Genomic DNA, 14,845 nt, shown 5'->3' with positions numbered 1-14,845 from the left:
TCTTGCCAGTGGCAGAACTCCTCGTTTCGTCTATGTTTAAATCAACTTATACTCTTTAAGCAGCTGCATGATTCTGGTGTGAGAGACCTTTTGCACACCCGTCACTGCTGCTAATTGGATTGCTGGAGGCAGTTCCATATCGGTTAGCTTCTTGCCGTCCATCATTTTCGCTGTGGAATCCAACAACACACGGACATCATAAGCGGATCCAAATACTTCTGGCACGCCGCGATCAATGTCAAGAAGCGTGTATACAGCTTCCATGGCGGTACGTACCGAATATTCTGTGGTGAATACCGTGTCTCGCGGTGTTTCGGCAAAGTTACCGATAAAGGCAGCGTTGATACAACCATCAGGAACTACATTCGGACGGTCTCTCGCAGCTCTTGGCATGAAGTAAGATGTAACATAAGGCATCATGCAAGGCACACAGTTTGCGGAGTTTACGGCAAGATCGTGAATCTCTGCTTCAGGTACGCCCATGTGGTAGAGCCATTCTTCCGTGATCTCGATACCCGTGCAGTCCTTCATCGGTTTCTTGATGTAGTCACCTGGTACGTCGCAATACAAGCTGTAAACCCATACGACGAGCTGATCTTTTGGCTGCGATTTGAAGTGAGGCTGTCGGTTCAAGGTAAAGCTCATCAGCCATTTTGAATCTTTTACTGTCACGATACCGCCGGTAACGACCTTGCCACTGAATGGATCCCGCTTGCAAATTTTCTCGATGTAAGGAGGGATTCGGTCATCCAACGTTGTAACCGTAGCAGACTCCCAGTTGCTTTCCGCTATGTTGCCACAGAATTTGTCTGGACGGCCGAAGGCAGGATCCTGCTCCGCAATCTTCTTCCAAAGCTCCCAGCTTCCCCCGAGGGAGGTATTCATAACGGCAGGAGTGTTGTTGTCGCCTAAAGTGGAGCTCTCGGTATTACTGCCATTCGTGATGAATACCAGATCATTTTCAGTCAGGTAAAAGTGTTTTTCTTGTCCGTTTTGAACATAGACCAGCTTTTTAGCAACTTTCTTGTTCTCCGTAATATCAAACTCAACATTCGTTACGGTCGTTGCATATTGGAAGGTGACGCCATGGCCTTGCAAATACTTCATTAGCGGCAGTGCAAGAGACTCATACTGATTGTATTTTGTAAATTTCAACGCTGAGAAATCTGGCAATCCCCCGATATGATGAATGAATCTAGCGATATATCTGCGCATTTCCATTGCACTATGCCAAGGCTCAAATGCAAACATCGTCTGCCAGTAAAGCCAGAAATTCGAGTTAAAGAAATCTTCCGAGAAGACATCTGTAATTTTCATATCTTCAAGCGCTTCTTCTGGCGTAAAGAACAACTTGATAATTTCCATCGAAGCAGTTTGAGTAAGTGTGAATTTGCCATCGGTATGTGCATCCTCACCACGATTGAGGATAGCACGCTGCAAGGAGAAGTTCGGATCCTCCTTGTTGAGCCAGTAAAATTCATCTAATACTGATGCGCCCTCTGTTTCAAGTGAAGGAATAGAACGGAATAGATCCCACAGGCATTCGAAGTGGTTCTCCATTTCCCGGCCACCGCGGATAATGAACCCTCGACCGTCATCGTAGATGCCGTCTAATCCACCTCCGGCAATATCGAGTTCTTCAAGAATATGAATGTTTTCCCCCTTCATCTGACCATCCCGTATGAGGAATGCGGCTGCGGACAGTGATGCAAGACCAGAGCCGATCAGATAGGCGGATTTTTGATCAACACCGAGTGGTTTCTTTGGACGGGCAAAAGCTTCATAGTTACCATTGCTATAATACATCCTTACAACCTCCTTTAGTGGTCCTGACACCTCCACTTTATAGGAGTATGAATGCAATAAAAATAGACAAGTAAAGCCCTGTGTCTAAAATGTAAACTTCAAGTGCCATATGTCTAAAATATCCATAGGTTGTGGTAGAATAATAAGAAACATTGCATCCTAAGGAGAGGTTTCCAATTCATCCGTACACCAAACATGCATTAGCTGATGCATTGAAGGATATGCTGGGCACCAAGACTTTAGATAAAATAACGGTTAAAGATTTAGTGGAAGCCTGCAAGTTGAATCGCCAAACCTTTTACTATCATTTTCAGGATATTTATGACCTGCTCGGATGGATATATAAAACGGAGGCACTGGGTGCTATCCAGAATAACAAATCCTATGCGACTTGGCAGCAGGGGCTATTAATCATTTTAGAATTTGTGGAAAGCAACAAGGCGCTTTGCATGAACACATGTCGTTCTCTTGGAAAAGAGCATTTGGAAATGTTTTTAAATCAGGTTTTGTTTGAACTCCTGAGCAATGTCATCAATGAAGTATCAGATTCCCGTGTGATTTCAGAAAAGAACAGGACGTTCATCGTTCAATTTTACAGTCATGCCTTTGCAGGAACGCTGCTGGATTGGATTGAGGATGGGATGAAAACACCCTGTGAGGTAATCGTGAACCACATTGTTCGACTGATGGATGGGCGTTTTATGGATGCAGTGGAGCGTTTTAAGTGAATCTAAATCTATCATTTTTTACAAATTAATACTTAATTTAATGGAAACACCCTGGATTTTACTACCAAATACCCCCTATACCTGATAGACTAACGAATAGTATTATATTTCAAGGGGGAAAACATGAAGAACATCACAAAATTTCTATCTATTTTATTAGCCGCAGTGATTATATTATCTGGATGCTCAAGTAATAATGCTGCAGATTCGCAGGATCGATCTGCGGATGAGAAGCTGGCATTATCCTATGTCACAAACTACCACAATGGAACGAAAGAGGCCAAAACGAAGTTTGTTGATGAGAGTATACATCCTGATGTGCAAGGTAAATTCCGTGTTGGTGCTAAGAGAGCGCTCCCAGAGGACGAGCAGCTGAAGGATCCGAAGGTTGTAGAATCTGCTGATTATGATGACGGAGACACAAAAGGATCATTAGTACTCATTCAATCGGCAGACGATAAAGAAATGATTGCGCTGATTACCGAAAATAAAGTTTACATGCATTTTAGTCTACAGAACACGGCTCCGGATACGTATGATCAAATACGCAGTTCATTTAAAACAGCTAAAAAAGGCTAAATATTTAAATAACAATAGAGCCACCTGGTCTGAACTAAACCCGTCAGTAGACATTAAAATACAATGATTAAGCAGCTTTAGCTCGTACTTCCATCGGGCTAAAGCTGTTTAGTTTTTTCTGCAGCCGTTCACCCCTAATTCCTATCCCCTGTAGAGCAAGAAAAGCCGTGCAAATGTCAGGAAATAATCCTAATTCCATAGCTCCCGTCACTCTATTCAGCATTATACGGTGCCCCATCGTATCTGTATGTTTTAGTACGAATCTTTTCCAACCCTTTTGATTTTTTTATTGGATGTTCGCCTTTTTTGGGCATAGTGAAAAATGTTCATCTAGGCATTTGAACAGGCTAAATTTCTAGATACCCATACAATAGGAATAGAATAGGGGAAATGCCTTGTACCCGTCCAATTATATGAATTTGAGGTGACGGTCTTTGGATTGGAATCAAAACAGAGGAGCTTACCATGCATTTTTCAGCCTTGGAGCAACGTGCCAGACTGCGCATCAATTAAGAAGACTAAAACTCCGTAAATTTAGTGGCCCACTTGATTGGTTTATATCCTATCCTTCCTCGAAAATTTCACATCTCCTCAAGACAAGGTTCAATGGATTTATGGAATTAGACAAATTGCGTCTTATAAACATAGTCGATAATCATTATGTTTTACGTGATACGGAATACCATGTAGATTCGTATCATGATTTCCCCGTTCCTTATAATCCCAACCAGCTGTACCCCAAGTTCAAAGAGACAATGGACCGTAGGGTATCCAGATTTTTGAAAACAATAAAAACCGGCCCTGTTTGTTTCGTTCGTACAGAAACTTCAAGCTCGGAGGCGCGGCTCCTGGAACAAGCTTTATCTGGCATTTCGCACAAAGATTTCAGGATACTCATAGTTAATTTCCATAATCAGTGGGGAAAAGGCGTCATTTATGACGATTGGGGACTGCAGCGCGTTTCTTCTGTCAAAATTCCGCCAGGCAGGAATTGGAGAGGCTCAGACCATCATTGGGATCTCATTATGAAAGGGTTTAAATCGGTATAGTGCCTATTTTCATCTGCCGATTTATTTGAAACGCGACAATTAGAAAATCACGTCATTTGAGACGTAATTAATAGTACTCTGATTGCACGTACTGAAGCCTTGTTCATCTTTGAGTAAATAATCTAGTTTCTTATTCATTTCCCATTCTGAAAATAGCATAACAAAGGCTTCTACGGGTGTAGTCACAGTCATCAAGATGTTGAAGCATTTGGACTTGAATAAGCCGATGATATTTCACATTCTCATGAACCGACATACCCAATGATTTCGGAAAAATATCAGCTAAGTCGATAATGTATACGATAAAATATAAAACAACGATAATTTGTGTGAGGAAAATGGCGTAGGTATGTGATATCAACAGGAGATAGCACGCGATAAACAACGTTGTTGATGTCCTGCATCGTTATCCCTACCTCTCATCATTTGGTGTATCTCACGCTTATCAGTGAGGAAAGAAATTGCAAGCATATATGTTCAAGTGGCAGTTATTCATTGGCCGTGCCATACAGGAGTGTCGGTGTCTCATACTATAGTGAAAAATTAGTAACTCCCTTCTTATATGTATATTTCAGAGTGTATGTTTCTTCTTTTCCATAGGGCATTGTAGCAATTTTTATACGAGTATAATCAAGCCTGCTATCTCTTAAAATTCTTTTCACCAGGGCAATACTCCGTTCTTCTTCCGTAACAACACAAAATATATTTAGAGCATACTTTTTCGAGTCGGACATGCATTTCCCCATATCTGAGCCATCAACATAGCCTAAGTTAGCATCTACTAGAGATATCTCCAAATATTCCATTACTTTATCTCTTAACCAGTGATCACGTTGACTGCCTTTTGCACTTTTCAGTGGATATTGTATCACTAACCAGAATTTTCCGCTCATTCAGATTCACCAACCAATCTACATTTAATATATTTAATTCTATCGTGTGAGCGAAGATAACGGCGTTTCTAATGAATTCGCTTATATAAATAACTATAACAAGAAAACTTTGTATGTGGACGCGCTTATTAGCAATAGCAAAAAACTGTTTGTACGTTAAAGTCTCCCTCCAATGCTTCTCACTCACTCCCTTCGCGTGAGACTGAACTCCTGACAGCGGCTCTCCCACGCTGCGAACGCAAAAAGCCAACCTCACGTGGTCGGCTTAATGATGGTGGAGGCGAGGGGATATCGTTTTCTTCATTGAACTTGCTGTCGATGCTTATCCTTCGATGACTACCTTAGTGGTTGAAATCGATGCCGTGCTCGTTCGCTGTTGTCTTCCTACGAAGCCATTCCCCCACTTTCTGCGCGCGGAACGAACCCCAGGGGTTCTCATCCTTATGCTTCGCCTCCAACGCAAAAAGCCGACCTCACGCGGTCGGTTTTTTCAGGTTTTTGGTGGAGGCGAGGGGGTAATCGATTTCTTTATTGAACTTGCTGTCGATGCTTATCCTTCGATGACTACCTTAGTGGTTGAAATCGATGCCGTGCTCGTTCGCTGATGCCTTTCCTTCGAAGCAATTCTCCCGCTACCTGCGCGCGGAGCGAACCCCAAGGGTTCTCATCCCTAACTTCGCCGAGCATGACAAAAACCCGACCTCATGCGGTCGAGTTTTTCATGGTGGAGGCGAGGGGATAATCGATTTCTTCATTGAACTTGCTGTCGATGCTTATCCTTCGATGACTACCTTAGTGGTTGAAATCGATGCCGTGCTCGTTCGCTGTTGTCTTCCTACGAAGCCATTCCCCCACTTCCTGCGCGCGGAACGAACCCCAGGGGTTCTCATCCCGTAACTTCGCCTACTTCCACCAAAACAAAAAACCGACCTCACGCGGTCGGTTTTTTCAGGTTTTTGGTGGAGGCGAGGGGATTCGAACCCCTGTCCGAAGATAACGCAACACGAGCTTCTACGGGTGTAGTCACAGTTTTGATGTCACCCGAGCATCGCCCCGTAACCGGCTATGCTTTGGGTCAGCCTGATTGTCTTCTTCAGCACACCCCAGGCGGAGATGTGACAGCGTATCCCACTAAAAGTTGAGCCCCTATCTCGGCACATGGGCGATGCAGAGTAGAAGCACGCTCACAGGTTATTAAGCTGCGAAAGCGTAGTTTGTTTGTTGTTTGCCGTTTAAATGGCTTTAGCGTTGATGAAGTGGACGCGTCCCCACTACCCGCTACCCGAGCCCGAACTATCCCCGTCGAATCCAAGAACGCCCCCATAAGTGATAAGCGAACCTCGCCCATCAGGGGAATAGAGTCTTGAATTAAAGAGAATCTAGTTAAGACACAGATAGTGTATCCTTCCACACTATTCAGTTGTCAATGATGTTCGTATTCGGTCAGCAGCGACACCATGCTGTACAGCACTGTTCGTTACCGACACGTTTATTATAACACACTCAAACGAAAGTTGTTAGTCAACTTGTTGCCAGTGTTACATGCCATTTCCTTGGTACAAATGATCCAAAAGGAATACTGCTAGCAACAGTAGCAAAAAATCGCATTATGCCTCAAGCTAACCTTAATACTTCTGCTTCTCACGCAGCGCGCGTTGAATTTGACGATCCGCATCACGCTTAGCGGCCGTTTCACGCTTATCATAATTCTTCTTGCCTCGACCGAGTCCAATCAGCAGCTTCGCATATCCGTTACGAACGTATACCTTCAACGGAACGAGCGTGTACCCTTCCTGCTTCGTCTGCCCGATCAGCTTGTTAATCTGCTCTTTGTGCAGCAGCAGCTTGCGCGCACGCGTCGGATCGGTAGGATTGTGTCGGTTTCCCTGCTCGAATGGGCTAATATGCATATTGTGAATAAACGCTTCACCACCGCGAATTGTAGCAAAGGAGTCATTAATGTTCGCTTTGCTCATGCGCAGCGACTTAATTTCTGTCCCTGTCAGCACCATGCCCGCTTCATAAGTGTCCTCAATAAAATAATCATGGGACGCCTTCTTATTTTGGGCTAAAACTTTATTATCATTCTTCTTACCCATGATTGCCCTCCAACGTTATGACAATGACATCATCACCAAGTGAACAAGGCAAAATTGCTTTGAACCACTTCACTATAGCTTGTTGCTTAGAAGTATATTGTACCAAAAAGAACACCCTCGACTCAAGCAAGAAACATATCGGATTCAAATGTTATTAGGCAAGAATAAGCACAGACTATGTTTGGCTTAAGGTGTTCTTCAATTCATATCTCGTAATCGTAAAGTAACTCCAATTACGATAACATATGAACATCCGAGACTCCCTGTAATCGAAGTATCGTCTCGCAGCATACGGCTACCGATCTTACATCTTCAGACAGCACCTTCAGATCAATCTGCAATTGTCTTGCACTTGCCAAGGTTCGCCGCTCTTTGTCATCCATGTCTTCGGGGTGACCGTCCTCCCTGCCGACTTCCATATCGCTTTCAGACAAGTAATCGCTTCTATCCTTCTGTTCTATCCCCTGTCCCGCTCCAAGCCACTTCGTCCATGACTTCCCTGCATTGCGCTCCGGCCGCATACGAATGCTTCGTACCGTAAGCCCCTGCTCCTCTGCAACCTTTGTCAATTCTGACAGCCATCCATCGCGCTCTTCCACAACGACTTCCAGCTCGTGAATTCGATGTGCAACCCGATTTTTAATATCATACTTATTCAGCAGCCACAAAGCGACGAGAGATAAGGCACAACCGAATAAGGCCGCAGAAATAAAGCCAGAGCCGCAAGCAAGCCCAATCGCCGCCGAAACCCACAAGGAAGCAGCTGTCGTTAGCCCCTTCACACTAGTTCCATTGCGTATTATCGTCCCTGCTCCAAGGAAGCCAACACCGCTGACGACCTGAGCCGCAATACGCGCCACATCCACAGCGGCTTTATTATCACCGCTTAAATCTGGGAATCCGTATACCGATATGAGCATGACAAGCGCAGATCCGAGGCTCACCAGCATGTGCGTCCTTAGCCCTGCAGCCTGACTTCGCTTCTCCCGTTCCAATCCAATACAGCCACCTAGCACTAATGCAAGCACCATACGCAGCATAACATGATACATCGATATATCTGAAGGGCTCATCTTACTCACCTCTCTAACGAAGTAAAAAGCAGCGTCTCCTAAGATATGTACATTGTATCATATGTATTCCGTTTGATTGTCCGTATGCCCACCTAAGCGTTGAAATCGAAACCCCAGCTTCCATCTCACAGAAAATAATAAACGGCTCCAGTCCCGCTCTTAAGCGGAACCAAAGCCGTTATTTCTTACTTGTTGAAAACGGAAAACTTATCGCTTCTTACGAACAAACTTTGCAGTCTTGCTGTTTGCTTTCCCCTTCTGCCTTGCTGCTTTGTGGGCAGATTCGCCTTGATTACGAGCCTTTGCCGCATCTTCACCAATGAAGATCCCGCTTTCGGACGTCGTTCTCCGCCCCTTCTTGCCGCCAGATGTGCCGCTACCTCGATAGGAGCCTCCATCACGCCCTGGTTTTCTACCGCCCTGATCATTGCCACCTGATCGACCATAACCGCCTCGGCCAGAGCCAAAGTCGAAGGAGCGTGGACGATCAGCTTCTTGTTCCGCATCTGAAATGAGACGATCTACCCAATTGGAGTCATCATACTCCTTCTTCGCTGGGGCTGGACGCTCCGCATTCCCTTGGCCTGCGCCAAAGTTAATGCCACCCTTACCGCGTGGCTGAGGTGCACTTGATGACTTCTCATATGGATTGACTCCACGACCCTGCTCTTCGCGCCGTCCTTTGCGTCCACGGCGGCCCCTCTGCTGCTCACGGAATTCGCCTTGGTTATACCAATCGCCAGCGAATGCGTCGGCCTCATGCTCCACAGCATCACCATTGTTGTGACGCTCATAACGAGCATCCCGCTCCAATCGCTCCTCATGCTGGTGCTGATCTCGTCCGTAACCCCCACGCAACTGCTGGGTCGAAGAAGCACCATACTGCTCATAAGCTTGCTTTTCCGCCGGATCAATGCCTGTGACAGTACGTCTATCAGCACGACCAGCTCCAGGCATGCCTTGACCAGCGTGCCGATCTGCACGACCGTCTCCACGTGTACCTTGACCAGCAGGCCGATCTGCACGACGACCACGATCGAAACGTTCTGTCGGACGACTATCTCGACCGCCCAATCGATCCGAACGACCGCCTCTTGCTCCTCTATCCGTATCGCCGCCATTTCGCGGTTGTCCACCACGGTCGCGTTCTCCTGGACGGCCGCCTTTTCCATCCTTACGGCCCTTATAGTCGCTACGTCCAGCTCCACCGCGTCCTTCGGCACCAAATCCACCGCGACCACGTTTCTTCCGGATGTCGAAGCCGAAGTCACGTCCGTTATGGCGAGACTTGCTCTCAATCAGCTCAAAATCAATCGTATGCTCATCCATATTGACACGAGCTACCCGAATACGAACTTCATCGCCAATACGGAATACATTTGCCGTCCGTTCCCCGATCAGCACCATATGCTGCTCATGGAAGTGGTAATAATCATCATTCAATTCACTTAGTCGAATAAGCCCTTCAACCGTATTATCCAGCTCAACAAACATCCCGAAGCTTGTCACACTGCTAATAATGCCGTCAAATTCCTCGCCGACCTTATCGAGCATGAATTCTGCCTTCTTCAGCGCTGTTGTATCCCGCTCTGCATCAACGGCTACCCGCTCGCGCTCCGAGGATTGCTGCGCAATATCCGGCATGCGTGCATGTAGCTGCTCCAAGCGCTTCTCAGGCAACGCTCCTCCATTATCCATCACTTCCCGCATGACTCGATGAATGACCAAGTCTGGGTAACGGCGGATAGGCGATGTGAAGTGCGAATAGAATTCAGCAGCTAGTCCGAAGTGGCCTGTCATCTCCGCATCATACTTCGCCTGCTTCATTGAGCGAAGCATCATCGTGCTGATCACAGTCTGCTCACGCGTTCCCTCAATTTCCTCAAGCAGCATCTGCAAGGAACGAGGATGTACCGAATTGCCCTTGCCTCGAACAACATATCCGAAGTTCGCTGCGAAGGACATGAAGTTGAACAGCTTCTCACTATTCGGCTCTTCATGAATCCTGTATAGGAACGGAACTCTGAGCCAGTGGAAATGCTCCGCAACCGTCTCGTTAGCTGCCAGCATGAACTCTTCAATAATCTGCTCCGCAATCGTACGTTCCCGCTTAATGATATCAGTCGGTACACCCTTCTCATCAACCAATACCTTCGATTCCACAAAATCGAAATCAATTGCTCCACGGTTCATCCGCTTCTGGCGAAGCTTCAGCGCCAATTCCTTCATCAGCTTGAAGCTGTCAACCAAATAAGCGTAGCGTGCTGATACCTCTGGATCCTCATCCTCAACGATTTTCCGTACATTGGTGTACGTCATACGCTCAACAGTACGAATTACACTCGGGAATACATCATGCTTCACGAGCTTCGCCTTCTCGTCGAACTCCATCTCGCAGGACAATGTCAAACGATCCACACGCGGATGGAGAGAGCATATTCCGTTGGACAATCGATGCGGCAGCATCGGAATAACTCGATCCACCAGATACACACTGCAGCCGCGAGCATATGCCTCGCGATCCAGCGCAGAACCTTCCTTCACATAATAGCCGACGTCTGCAATGTGGACGCCAAGCTTGTAATGTCCATTCGGTAGCTGCTCTACATATACCGCATCATCCAAGTCCTTCGCATCTTCTCCATCGATCGTGACGATATTCATGCCCCGTAAATCACGGCGTCGCTGACTGATGATTTCTTCCTCGGTTATGGAATCCGGCACAGCTTCTGCTTCTGCCATCACTTCATCAGGGAACGCCTCCGGAAGCTGATGCTTACGGATGACGGACAAAATATCAACGCCAGGATCATCCTTATGACCGAGAATTTCGGCCACCATGCCTTGCGCTGCTGCTCTTCCTTCCGGATAGCTTACAATATGGACAACGACCTTCTGCCCGGTAACCGCGCCATGCATATCTTCCTTCGGAATGAAGATGTCGCGATTGATCCGCTTGTCATCTGGAATGACAAATCCATACGATTCGTAATTTTGAAAAAGGCCGACAACACGCTCCACTGCACGCTTCACAATGCGCACAACTTCGCCTTCCAATCGAGCGCCATCAAAGCCTTTATTCGTCACGCGTACAAGCACGGTATCCCCATGCATCGCAGTCTTCAAATCATTTGCGTGAATGTATACATCGGGGTGCCCCGTTTCTTCCGGAATCAAGAATGCGAAGCCTTTGGCATGCGCCTGCAAGCGTCCGCGCAGCAAGTTCATACGCTCCGGCACACCGTAGCGGTCTGTGCGAGTGCGCAGCACCTTACCCTCTTCTTCCATTTGATTCAACATTTTCAGAAATGCCTTGAACTCTGAAGCGCCTTCAATATCGAAATGCTGCTCCAGCTCTTGATAGGTCATCGGCTTATAAGCGGTTTCACGCATAAAGTCCAACAACTGTTGTTCTGTTACCATTCCTTCACCTCACCTTGCCATGACCTGCATGATACAGTATAACAATATATAACCTAGTATACACGAAATAAAATCGTTACATCCCGGCGCTTTTCCTACATTTTTTCCGTTCGATCCACATCGTAACAAGTTTCTTGTCTTCGCCGGAAAAATGGGTACAAAAAAAGCGAGGAGCATGTCCTCGCTTTGCTTACGAATGGGAATTAACCTTTAAGGAAATAAGCTACGATCAGTGACAAGATAAAGAATCCTCCTGCCAATACAACCGTTGCACGTTGCAGGAACAAGTCCAGACCGCGTGCCTTCTGCTTTCCGAATAGATGTTCCGCACCGCCGGAGATGGCACCTGACAAGCCGGCACTTTTCCCTTTCTGCAGAAGCACAATGCTAATCAAACCGATAGAAAAAATGACAAGCAAAATTTTCAAGAAAATTTCCACAGTTACACCTCCTAATGCGTGATACACGTTCGAAAAGCCAAAAACAGTACTTTTATTGTATCACACGAATAAGAAGCAGGCAAGGCTTATCCTCTCTCCCTTTCCTTTCTCTTCCGGAAAGCTACCTCAGTTACCAGGCATTCTTACATGAATACGTCGCTTACTTATTCTTCGCCATGCTGCAGCAAGCGCAGTGCATTATGGCGCACAGGTCCAACATACTGATTAAGTGGGAAAGAATAACGGATCGCTTCCGTAATGAAGCTCTTCGCCTTATGGACACTCTCACGTACATCATTCCCCTTCGCCAGTTCTGCTGCTACTGCTGCTGAATACGTACAGCCAGCGCCATGCGTATAGGTTGTATCGATCAGATCAGCATCCAATATTTCGAAGGATTTGCCATCATACAATACATCGACAGAAGTAGGCAATCCAATCTTGGAGCCGCCTTTCACCAATACGTACTTCGCTCCCTGCTCTTGAATGCGAGCAGCGGCTTCCTTCATATCTTCGAGCGTACGGATTGGCGCTGTTCCTGCCAGCTGTGAAGCCTCGAACAAGTTCGGTGTTACCACGATGGCCTTCGGTACGAGTATGTCCCGCAAAGCATCGTTCGTCTCTGGGTGAAGTGCCTCGTCAGCACCCTTGCACACCATAACCGGGTCAACAACGACGTTCGGAATGTTATGCTTCTCAATGGTGCGTGCTGCCAGCTCAATTATATCGATAGAACCCAGCATACCGGTCTTCATGCCTGAAATACCGACACTCATGATTGTCTTCAATTGCTCTTCTATCGTAGAGAGCGCGATTGGGAACACCCGGTGCGCCCAACCTTCTTCCGGATCCATCGTTACAATGGTCGTCAATGCGGTCATGCCGTACACACCGCGTTCTTGGAATGTTTTTAGGTCAGCTTGAATGCCAGCTCCACCGCTCGTATCCGAGCCAGCCAATGTCAGCACTTTATGAATCGGTTTCATGTGTCCTTACCCCTTTACAGTATCTTGTTCCTCTAAATTTAAGATAAGTACATTATAACCGATTCACATGAATCTTCCGAGGAGCCAATACTATTTTTCGACAATCTTTATACTGCCCGCTTCTGTCCGTACCTTTATAACCATATCGCTTCCATGTTTCTCATTCGGTGCAGAGACGCTTCCCAACTCTGTTTTCAGATCAAACTTCCCGTTGTATTCAGGAACAATACGAATATTCACGCTTCCAAGCTGGCTTTCCGCATCGATCGGATGTGCCGCAGCTTGAACAATCGAGACGGAGCCTGCATTGGCTGAAGCCTGAACATTCTTCTTCGTCTGGTTCAATTCAACACTTCCCAGTGAAGAGCTTGCTTCAATCTCCGCATCGACATTATCTGCTACCACTTGACCCGAGTCCGACCTAAGCTTAACGACATCCCCTGTTACGTTCTTTACTTTTACCCTTCCCAGATTACTTAATGCTTCAAGTTGCTTAATATGTCCACCTGTCATTTCGAACGTCCCAGCAGACACCTTTGATGACAAATTGTCGAGCACAAAATTCTCCGATGTATGGATGATAATTTCATGATAACGGCGTTGCGTATTGCCAATGTTGATATTCAACCATCCTGCATTATCATTGTCTTCAAAATTCAGCTCTAGCGTTCCATTCTCCGCCTGAACATCACGAATTCGATTAATAACCGCTTCTGGCGCCTGCCCCTTCAACTCAATCATATTCTTGTTATCATTGATCCAGCTTACCTTAACATCCCCATAATCCGCATTGATAACTATACTCTCAAGCTCCCTTACATCAATGCGAGATTCGTAATCAGATGTCTTATCTGCCCCTTTTTCCTGACCAGATGCATCCTGTGAACCTTCCGCAGAGATACGGTACTCATAAGAAGGAAGTTGTGACTTAAATAGCTGATTTGGGCCGTAATAGATCAAGCCCGCAACCCCTGCCACGATACACACAATTCCGACCATATTCATGGTTGCACGATTCCAATTCATCTAACCTCGCTCCTTCCTTCATAGGCGACCCAGTGGAAATAGATCCGGTTCCATTTCAAATATGCACGTCCTACAACAACTATCGCTTGTATTAAAAATATTCCAATGCCGAACGCAATCGCTACGATCGACAACTCTGCACGATAAAACTCTCCGCCAAACCCAATTTTGAATGCGAACAAAAGAGGAGTTGCCAATAACGCTATTGCCGCTACACCAAGCCCAAACCACGTTGCCCATAGCCCGAACATAACCGGGACAACCATAATGCTAATAAAGATCGTACCTGCATAGGCGATAGCTGAACGGGGACGTCGTCCTTCGGACTGCTGATATGGTGGGTAAGCAGTATTCGGTATTCCGCCGTACTCTTGAGAATATCGATTCGGTTCCCCATAGTGTCGATTCAAATCTAACGGCTGCTCAGCATTCTTCAGGAAGCTAGGATCCTCGAAGAGTGGAGGCACTTGTGACGCTTGACCTTGATGACTAGGAATAAACGACCCCGGCTCTGTCACCGGCTCCCGTTCAACCTCTTTATCCCCTCGCTCACCTAACAGCAGCTCGGCCGCAAGCTCTTCCGGATCGCCAAGCTCTCTAGCAATCTCTTCTTCTGTTCGTCCCTGCTGCTTGCTGAATTCAAAGTGTGCATCATACTCTGCTAATATTTCATTGCGCTCCGCCTCTGGAAGCGACAGTAGGCCCATTTTCAATTGCAGCATAAATAACTGCTTATGCATGTT

14 protein-coding genes and 1 other RNA gene are annotated in these 14,845 nt (G+C 46.4%); 5 read left to right on the top strand and 10 right to left on the bottom strand.

What is annotated here, in order from left to right:
- Positions 1 to 36: 36 nt before the first annotated feature.
- Positions 37 to 1,806, bottom strand: a complete 1,770-nt coding sequence (locus tag BLS15_RS12220; RefSeq protein ID WP_090511703.1) for an oleate hydratase — start codon at positions 1,804 to 1,806, stop codon at positions 37 to 39.
- 152 nt (positions 1,807 to 1,958) lie between these two features.
- Between BLS15_RS12220 and BLS15_RS12215 the strand changes: the two genes are divergently transcribed.
- The 3 genes from BLS15_RS12215 (at position 1,959) to BLS15_RS12205 (ending at position 4,162) form a co-directional block, all read left to right on the top strand.
- The gene (locus BLS15_RS12215; protein WP_090511698.1) at positions 1,959 to 2,534 is read left to right on the top strand and encodes a TetR/AcrR family transcriptional regulator; all 576 of its coding nucleotides are present in this window, start codon (positions 1,959 to 1,961) and stop codon (positions 2,532 to 2,534) included.
- 123 nt (positions 2,535 to 2,657) lie between these two features.
- On the top strand, positions 2,658 to 3,113 hold the full coding sequence (locus BLS15_RS12210) for a hypothetical protein (protein ID WP_021252808.1): 456 nt from the start codon (positions 2,658 to 2,660) through the stop codon (positions 3,111 to 3,113).
- A gap of 434 nt (positions 3,114 to 3,547) precedes the next feature.
- Positions 3,548 to 4,162, top strand: coding sequence for a DUF1796 family putative cysteine peptidase (locus BLS15_RS12205; protein WP_090511694.1), 615 nt, complete (start codon positions 3,548 to 3,550; stop codon positions 4,160 to 4,162).
- 530 nt (positions 4,163 to 4,692) lie between these two features.
- Here BLS15_RS12205 and BLS15_RS12200 read toward each other — a convergent pair.
- Positions 4,693 to 5,055, bottom strand: coding sequence for a hypothetical protein (locus BLS15_RS12200; protein ID WP_028533462.1), 363 nt, complete (start codon positions 5,053 to 5,055; stop codon positions 4,693 to 4,695).
- Between the two features lie 332 nt (positions 5,056 to 5,387).
- On the opposite strand from BLS15_RS12200, the gene BLS15_RS28540 reads away from it, so the two are divergent.
- Complete coding sequence (locus BLS15_RS28540; RefSeq protein WP_139170658.1) at positions 5,388 to 5,660, top strand: hypothetical protein; 273 nt, start codon at positions 5,388 to 5,390, stop codon at positions 5,658 to 5,660.
- Positions 5,641 to 5,952 carry a hypothetical protein gene (locus BLS15_RS28535; RefSeq protein ID WP_139170657.1) on the top strand — a complete coding sequence of 104 codons (312 nt, stop codon included), beginning with the start codon at positions 5,641 to 5,643 and terminating at the stop codon, positions 5,950 to 5,952. The genes BLS15_RS28540 and BLS15_RS28535 overlap by 20 nt, the downstream gene beginning before the upstream one ends.
- Positions 5,953 to 6,012: 60 nt before the next feature.
- Here BLS15_RS28535 and ssrA read toward each other — a convergent pair.
- The 8 genes from ssrA to BLS15_RS12160 all read right to left on the bottom strand — a co-directional run bounded on the left by ssrA (position 6,013) and on the right by BLS15_RS12160 (position 14,842).
- Positions 6,013 to 6,377, bottom strand: a transfer-messenger RNA (tmRNA) gene (gene ssrA / locus BLS15_RS12195).
- A gap of 303 nt (positions 6,378 to 6,680) precedes the next feature.
- Positions 6,681 to 7,154 carry an SsrA-binding protein SmpB gene (smpB, locus tag BLS15_RS12190; RefSeq protein WP_021252812.1) on the bottom strand — a complete coding sequence of 158 codons (474 nt, stop codon included), beginning with the start codon at positions 7,152 to 7,154 and terminating at the stop codon, positions 6,681 to 6,683.
- Positions 7,155 to 7,387: 233 nt separating this feature from the next.
- A complete protein-coding gene (locus tag BLS15_RS12185) occupies positions 7,388 to 8,227 on the bottom strand; it encodes an MgtC/SapB family protein (RefSeq protein WP_021252813.1) in 840 nt (279 codons plus the stop codon).
- A 207-nt stretch (positions 8,228 to 8,434) separates the two neighbouring features.
- On the bottom strand, positions 8,435 to 11,650 hold the full coding sequence (gene rnr / locus BLS15_RS12180) for a ribonuclease R (RefSeq protein ID WP_090511689.1): 3,216 nt from the start codon (positions 11,648 to 11,650) through the stop codon (positions 8,435 to 8,437).
- A gap of 203 nt (positions 11,651 to 11,853) precedes the next feature.
- Positions 11,854 to 12,090 (bottom strand): preprotein translocase subunit SecG, encoded by a 237-nt coding sequence (gene secG / locus BLS15_RS12175; protein ID WP_021252815.1) that lies wholly within the window; start codon positions 12,088 to 12,090, stop codon positions 11,854 to 11,856.
- A 164-nt stretch (positions 12,091 to 12,254) separates the two neighbouring features.
- A complete protein-coding gene (pdxK, locus tag BLS15_RS12170; RefSeq protein WP_021252816.1) occupies positions 12,255 to 13,076 on the bottom strand; it encodes a pyridoxine/pyridoxal/pyridoxamine kinase in 822 nt (273 codons plus the stop codon).
- A 90-nt stretch (positions 13,077 to 13,166) separates the two neighbouring features.
- Positions 13,167 to 14,102: a DUF4097 family beta strand repeat-containing protein gene (locus tag BLS15_RS12165; RefSeq protein WP_021252817.1), complete on the bottom strand. Its 936-nt coding sequence runs from the start codon at positions 14,100 to 14,102 to the stop codon at positions 13,167 to 13,169.
- Positions 14,099 to 14,842 carry a DUF1700 domain-containing protein gene (locus BLS15_RS12160; protein ID WP_036590482.1) on the bottom strand — a complete coding sequence of 248 codons (744 nt, stop codon included), beginning with the start codon at positions 14,840 to 14,842 and terminating at the stop codon, positions 14,099 to 14,101. Before BLS15_RS12160 ends, BLS15_RS12165 begins: the two co-directional genes overlap by 4 nt.
- Between the last annotated feature and the right edge of the window lie 3 nt (positions 14,843 to 14,845).

The organism is Paenibacillus sp. cl6col (genome assembly GCF_900102125.1).
GTDB lineage: Bacteria > Bacillota > Bacilli > Paenibacillales > Paenibacillaceae > Paenibacillus_B > Paenibacillus_B suaedae.
This window is presented reverse-complemented; position numbering and strand designations above follow the sequence as displayed.

Excerpts from the sequence above, each read along its gene's own strand:
- BLS15_RS12220 (WP_090511703.1), bottom strand. The coding sequence starts at position 1,806 with ATGTATTATAGCAATGGTAACTATGAAGCTTTTGCCCGTCCAAAGAAA.
- BLS15_RS12210 (WP_021252808.1), top strand. The coding sequence starts at position 2,658 with ATGAAGAACATCACAAAATTTCTATCTATTTTATTAGCCGCAGTGATT.
- BLS15_RS12200 (WP_028533462.1), bottom strand. The coding sequence starts at position 5,055 with ATGAGCGGAAAATTCTGGTTAGTGATACAATATCCACTGAAAAGTGCA.
- BLS15_RS28540 (WP_139170658.1), top strand. The coding sequence starts at position 5,388 with ATGACTACCTTAGTGGTTGAAATCGATGCCGTGCTCGTTCGCTGTTGT.
- BLS15_RS28535 (WP_139170657.1), top strand. The coding sequence starts at position 5,641 with ATGCCGTGCTCGTTCGCTGATGCCTTTCCTTCGAAGCAATTCTCCCGC.
- smpB (WP_021252812.1), bottom strand. The coding sequence starts at position 7,154 with ATGGGTAAGAAGAATGATAATAAAGTTTTAGCCCAAAATAAGAAGGCG.
- BLS15_RS12185 (WP_021252813.1), bottom strand. The coding sequence starts at position 8,227 with ATGAGCCCTTCAGATATATCGATGTATCATGTTATGCTGCGTATGGTG.
- rnr (WP_090511689.1), bottom strand. The coding sequence starts at position 11,650 with ATGGTAACAGAACAACAGTTGTTGGACTTTATGCGTGAAACCGCTTAT.
- pdxK (WP_021252816.1), bottom strand. The coding sequence starts at position 13,076 with ATGAAACCGATTCATAAAGTGCTGACATTGGCTGGCTCGGATACGAGC.
- BLS15_RS12165 (WP_021252817.1), bottom strand. The coding sequence starts at position 14,102 with ATGAATTGGAATCGTGCAACCATGAATATGGTCGGAATTGTGTGTATC.
- BLS15_RS12160 (WP_036590482.1), bottom strand. The coding sequence starts at position 14,842 with ATGCATAAGCAGTTATTTATGCTGCAATTGAAAATGGGCCTACTGTCG.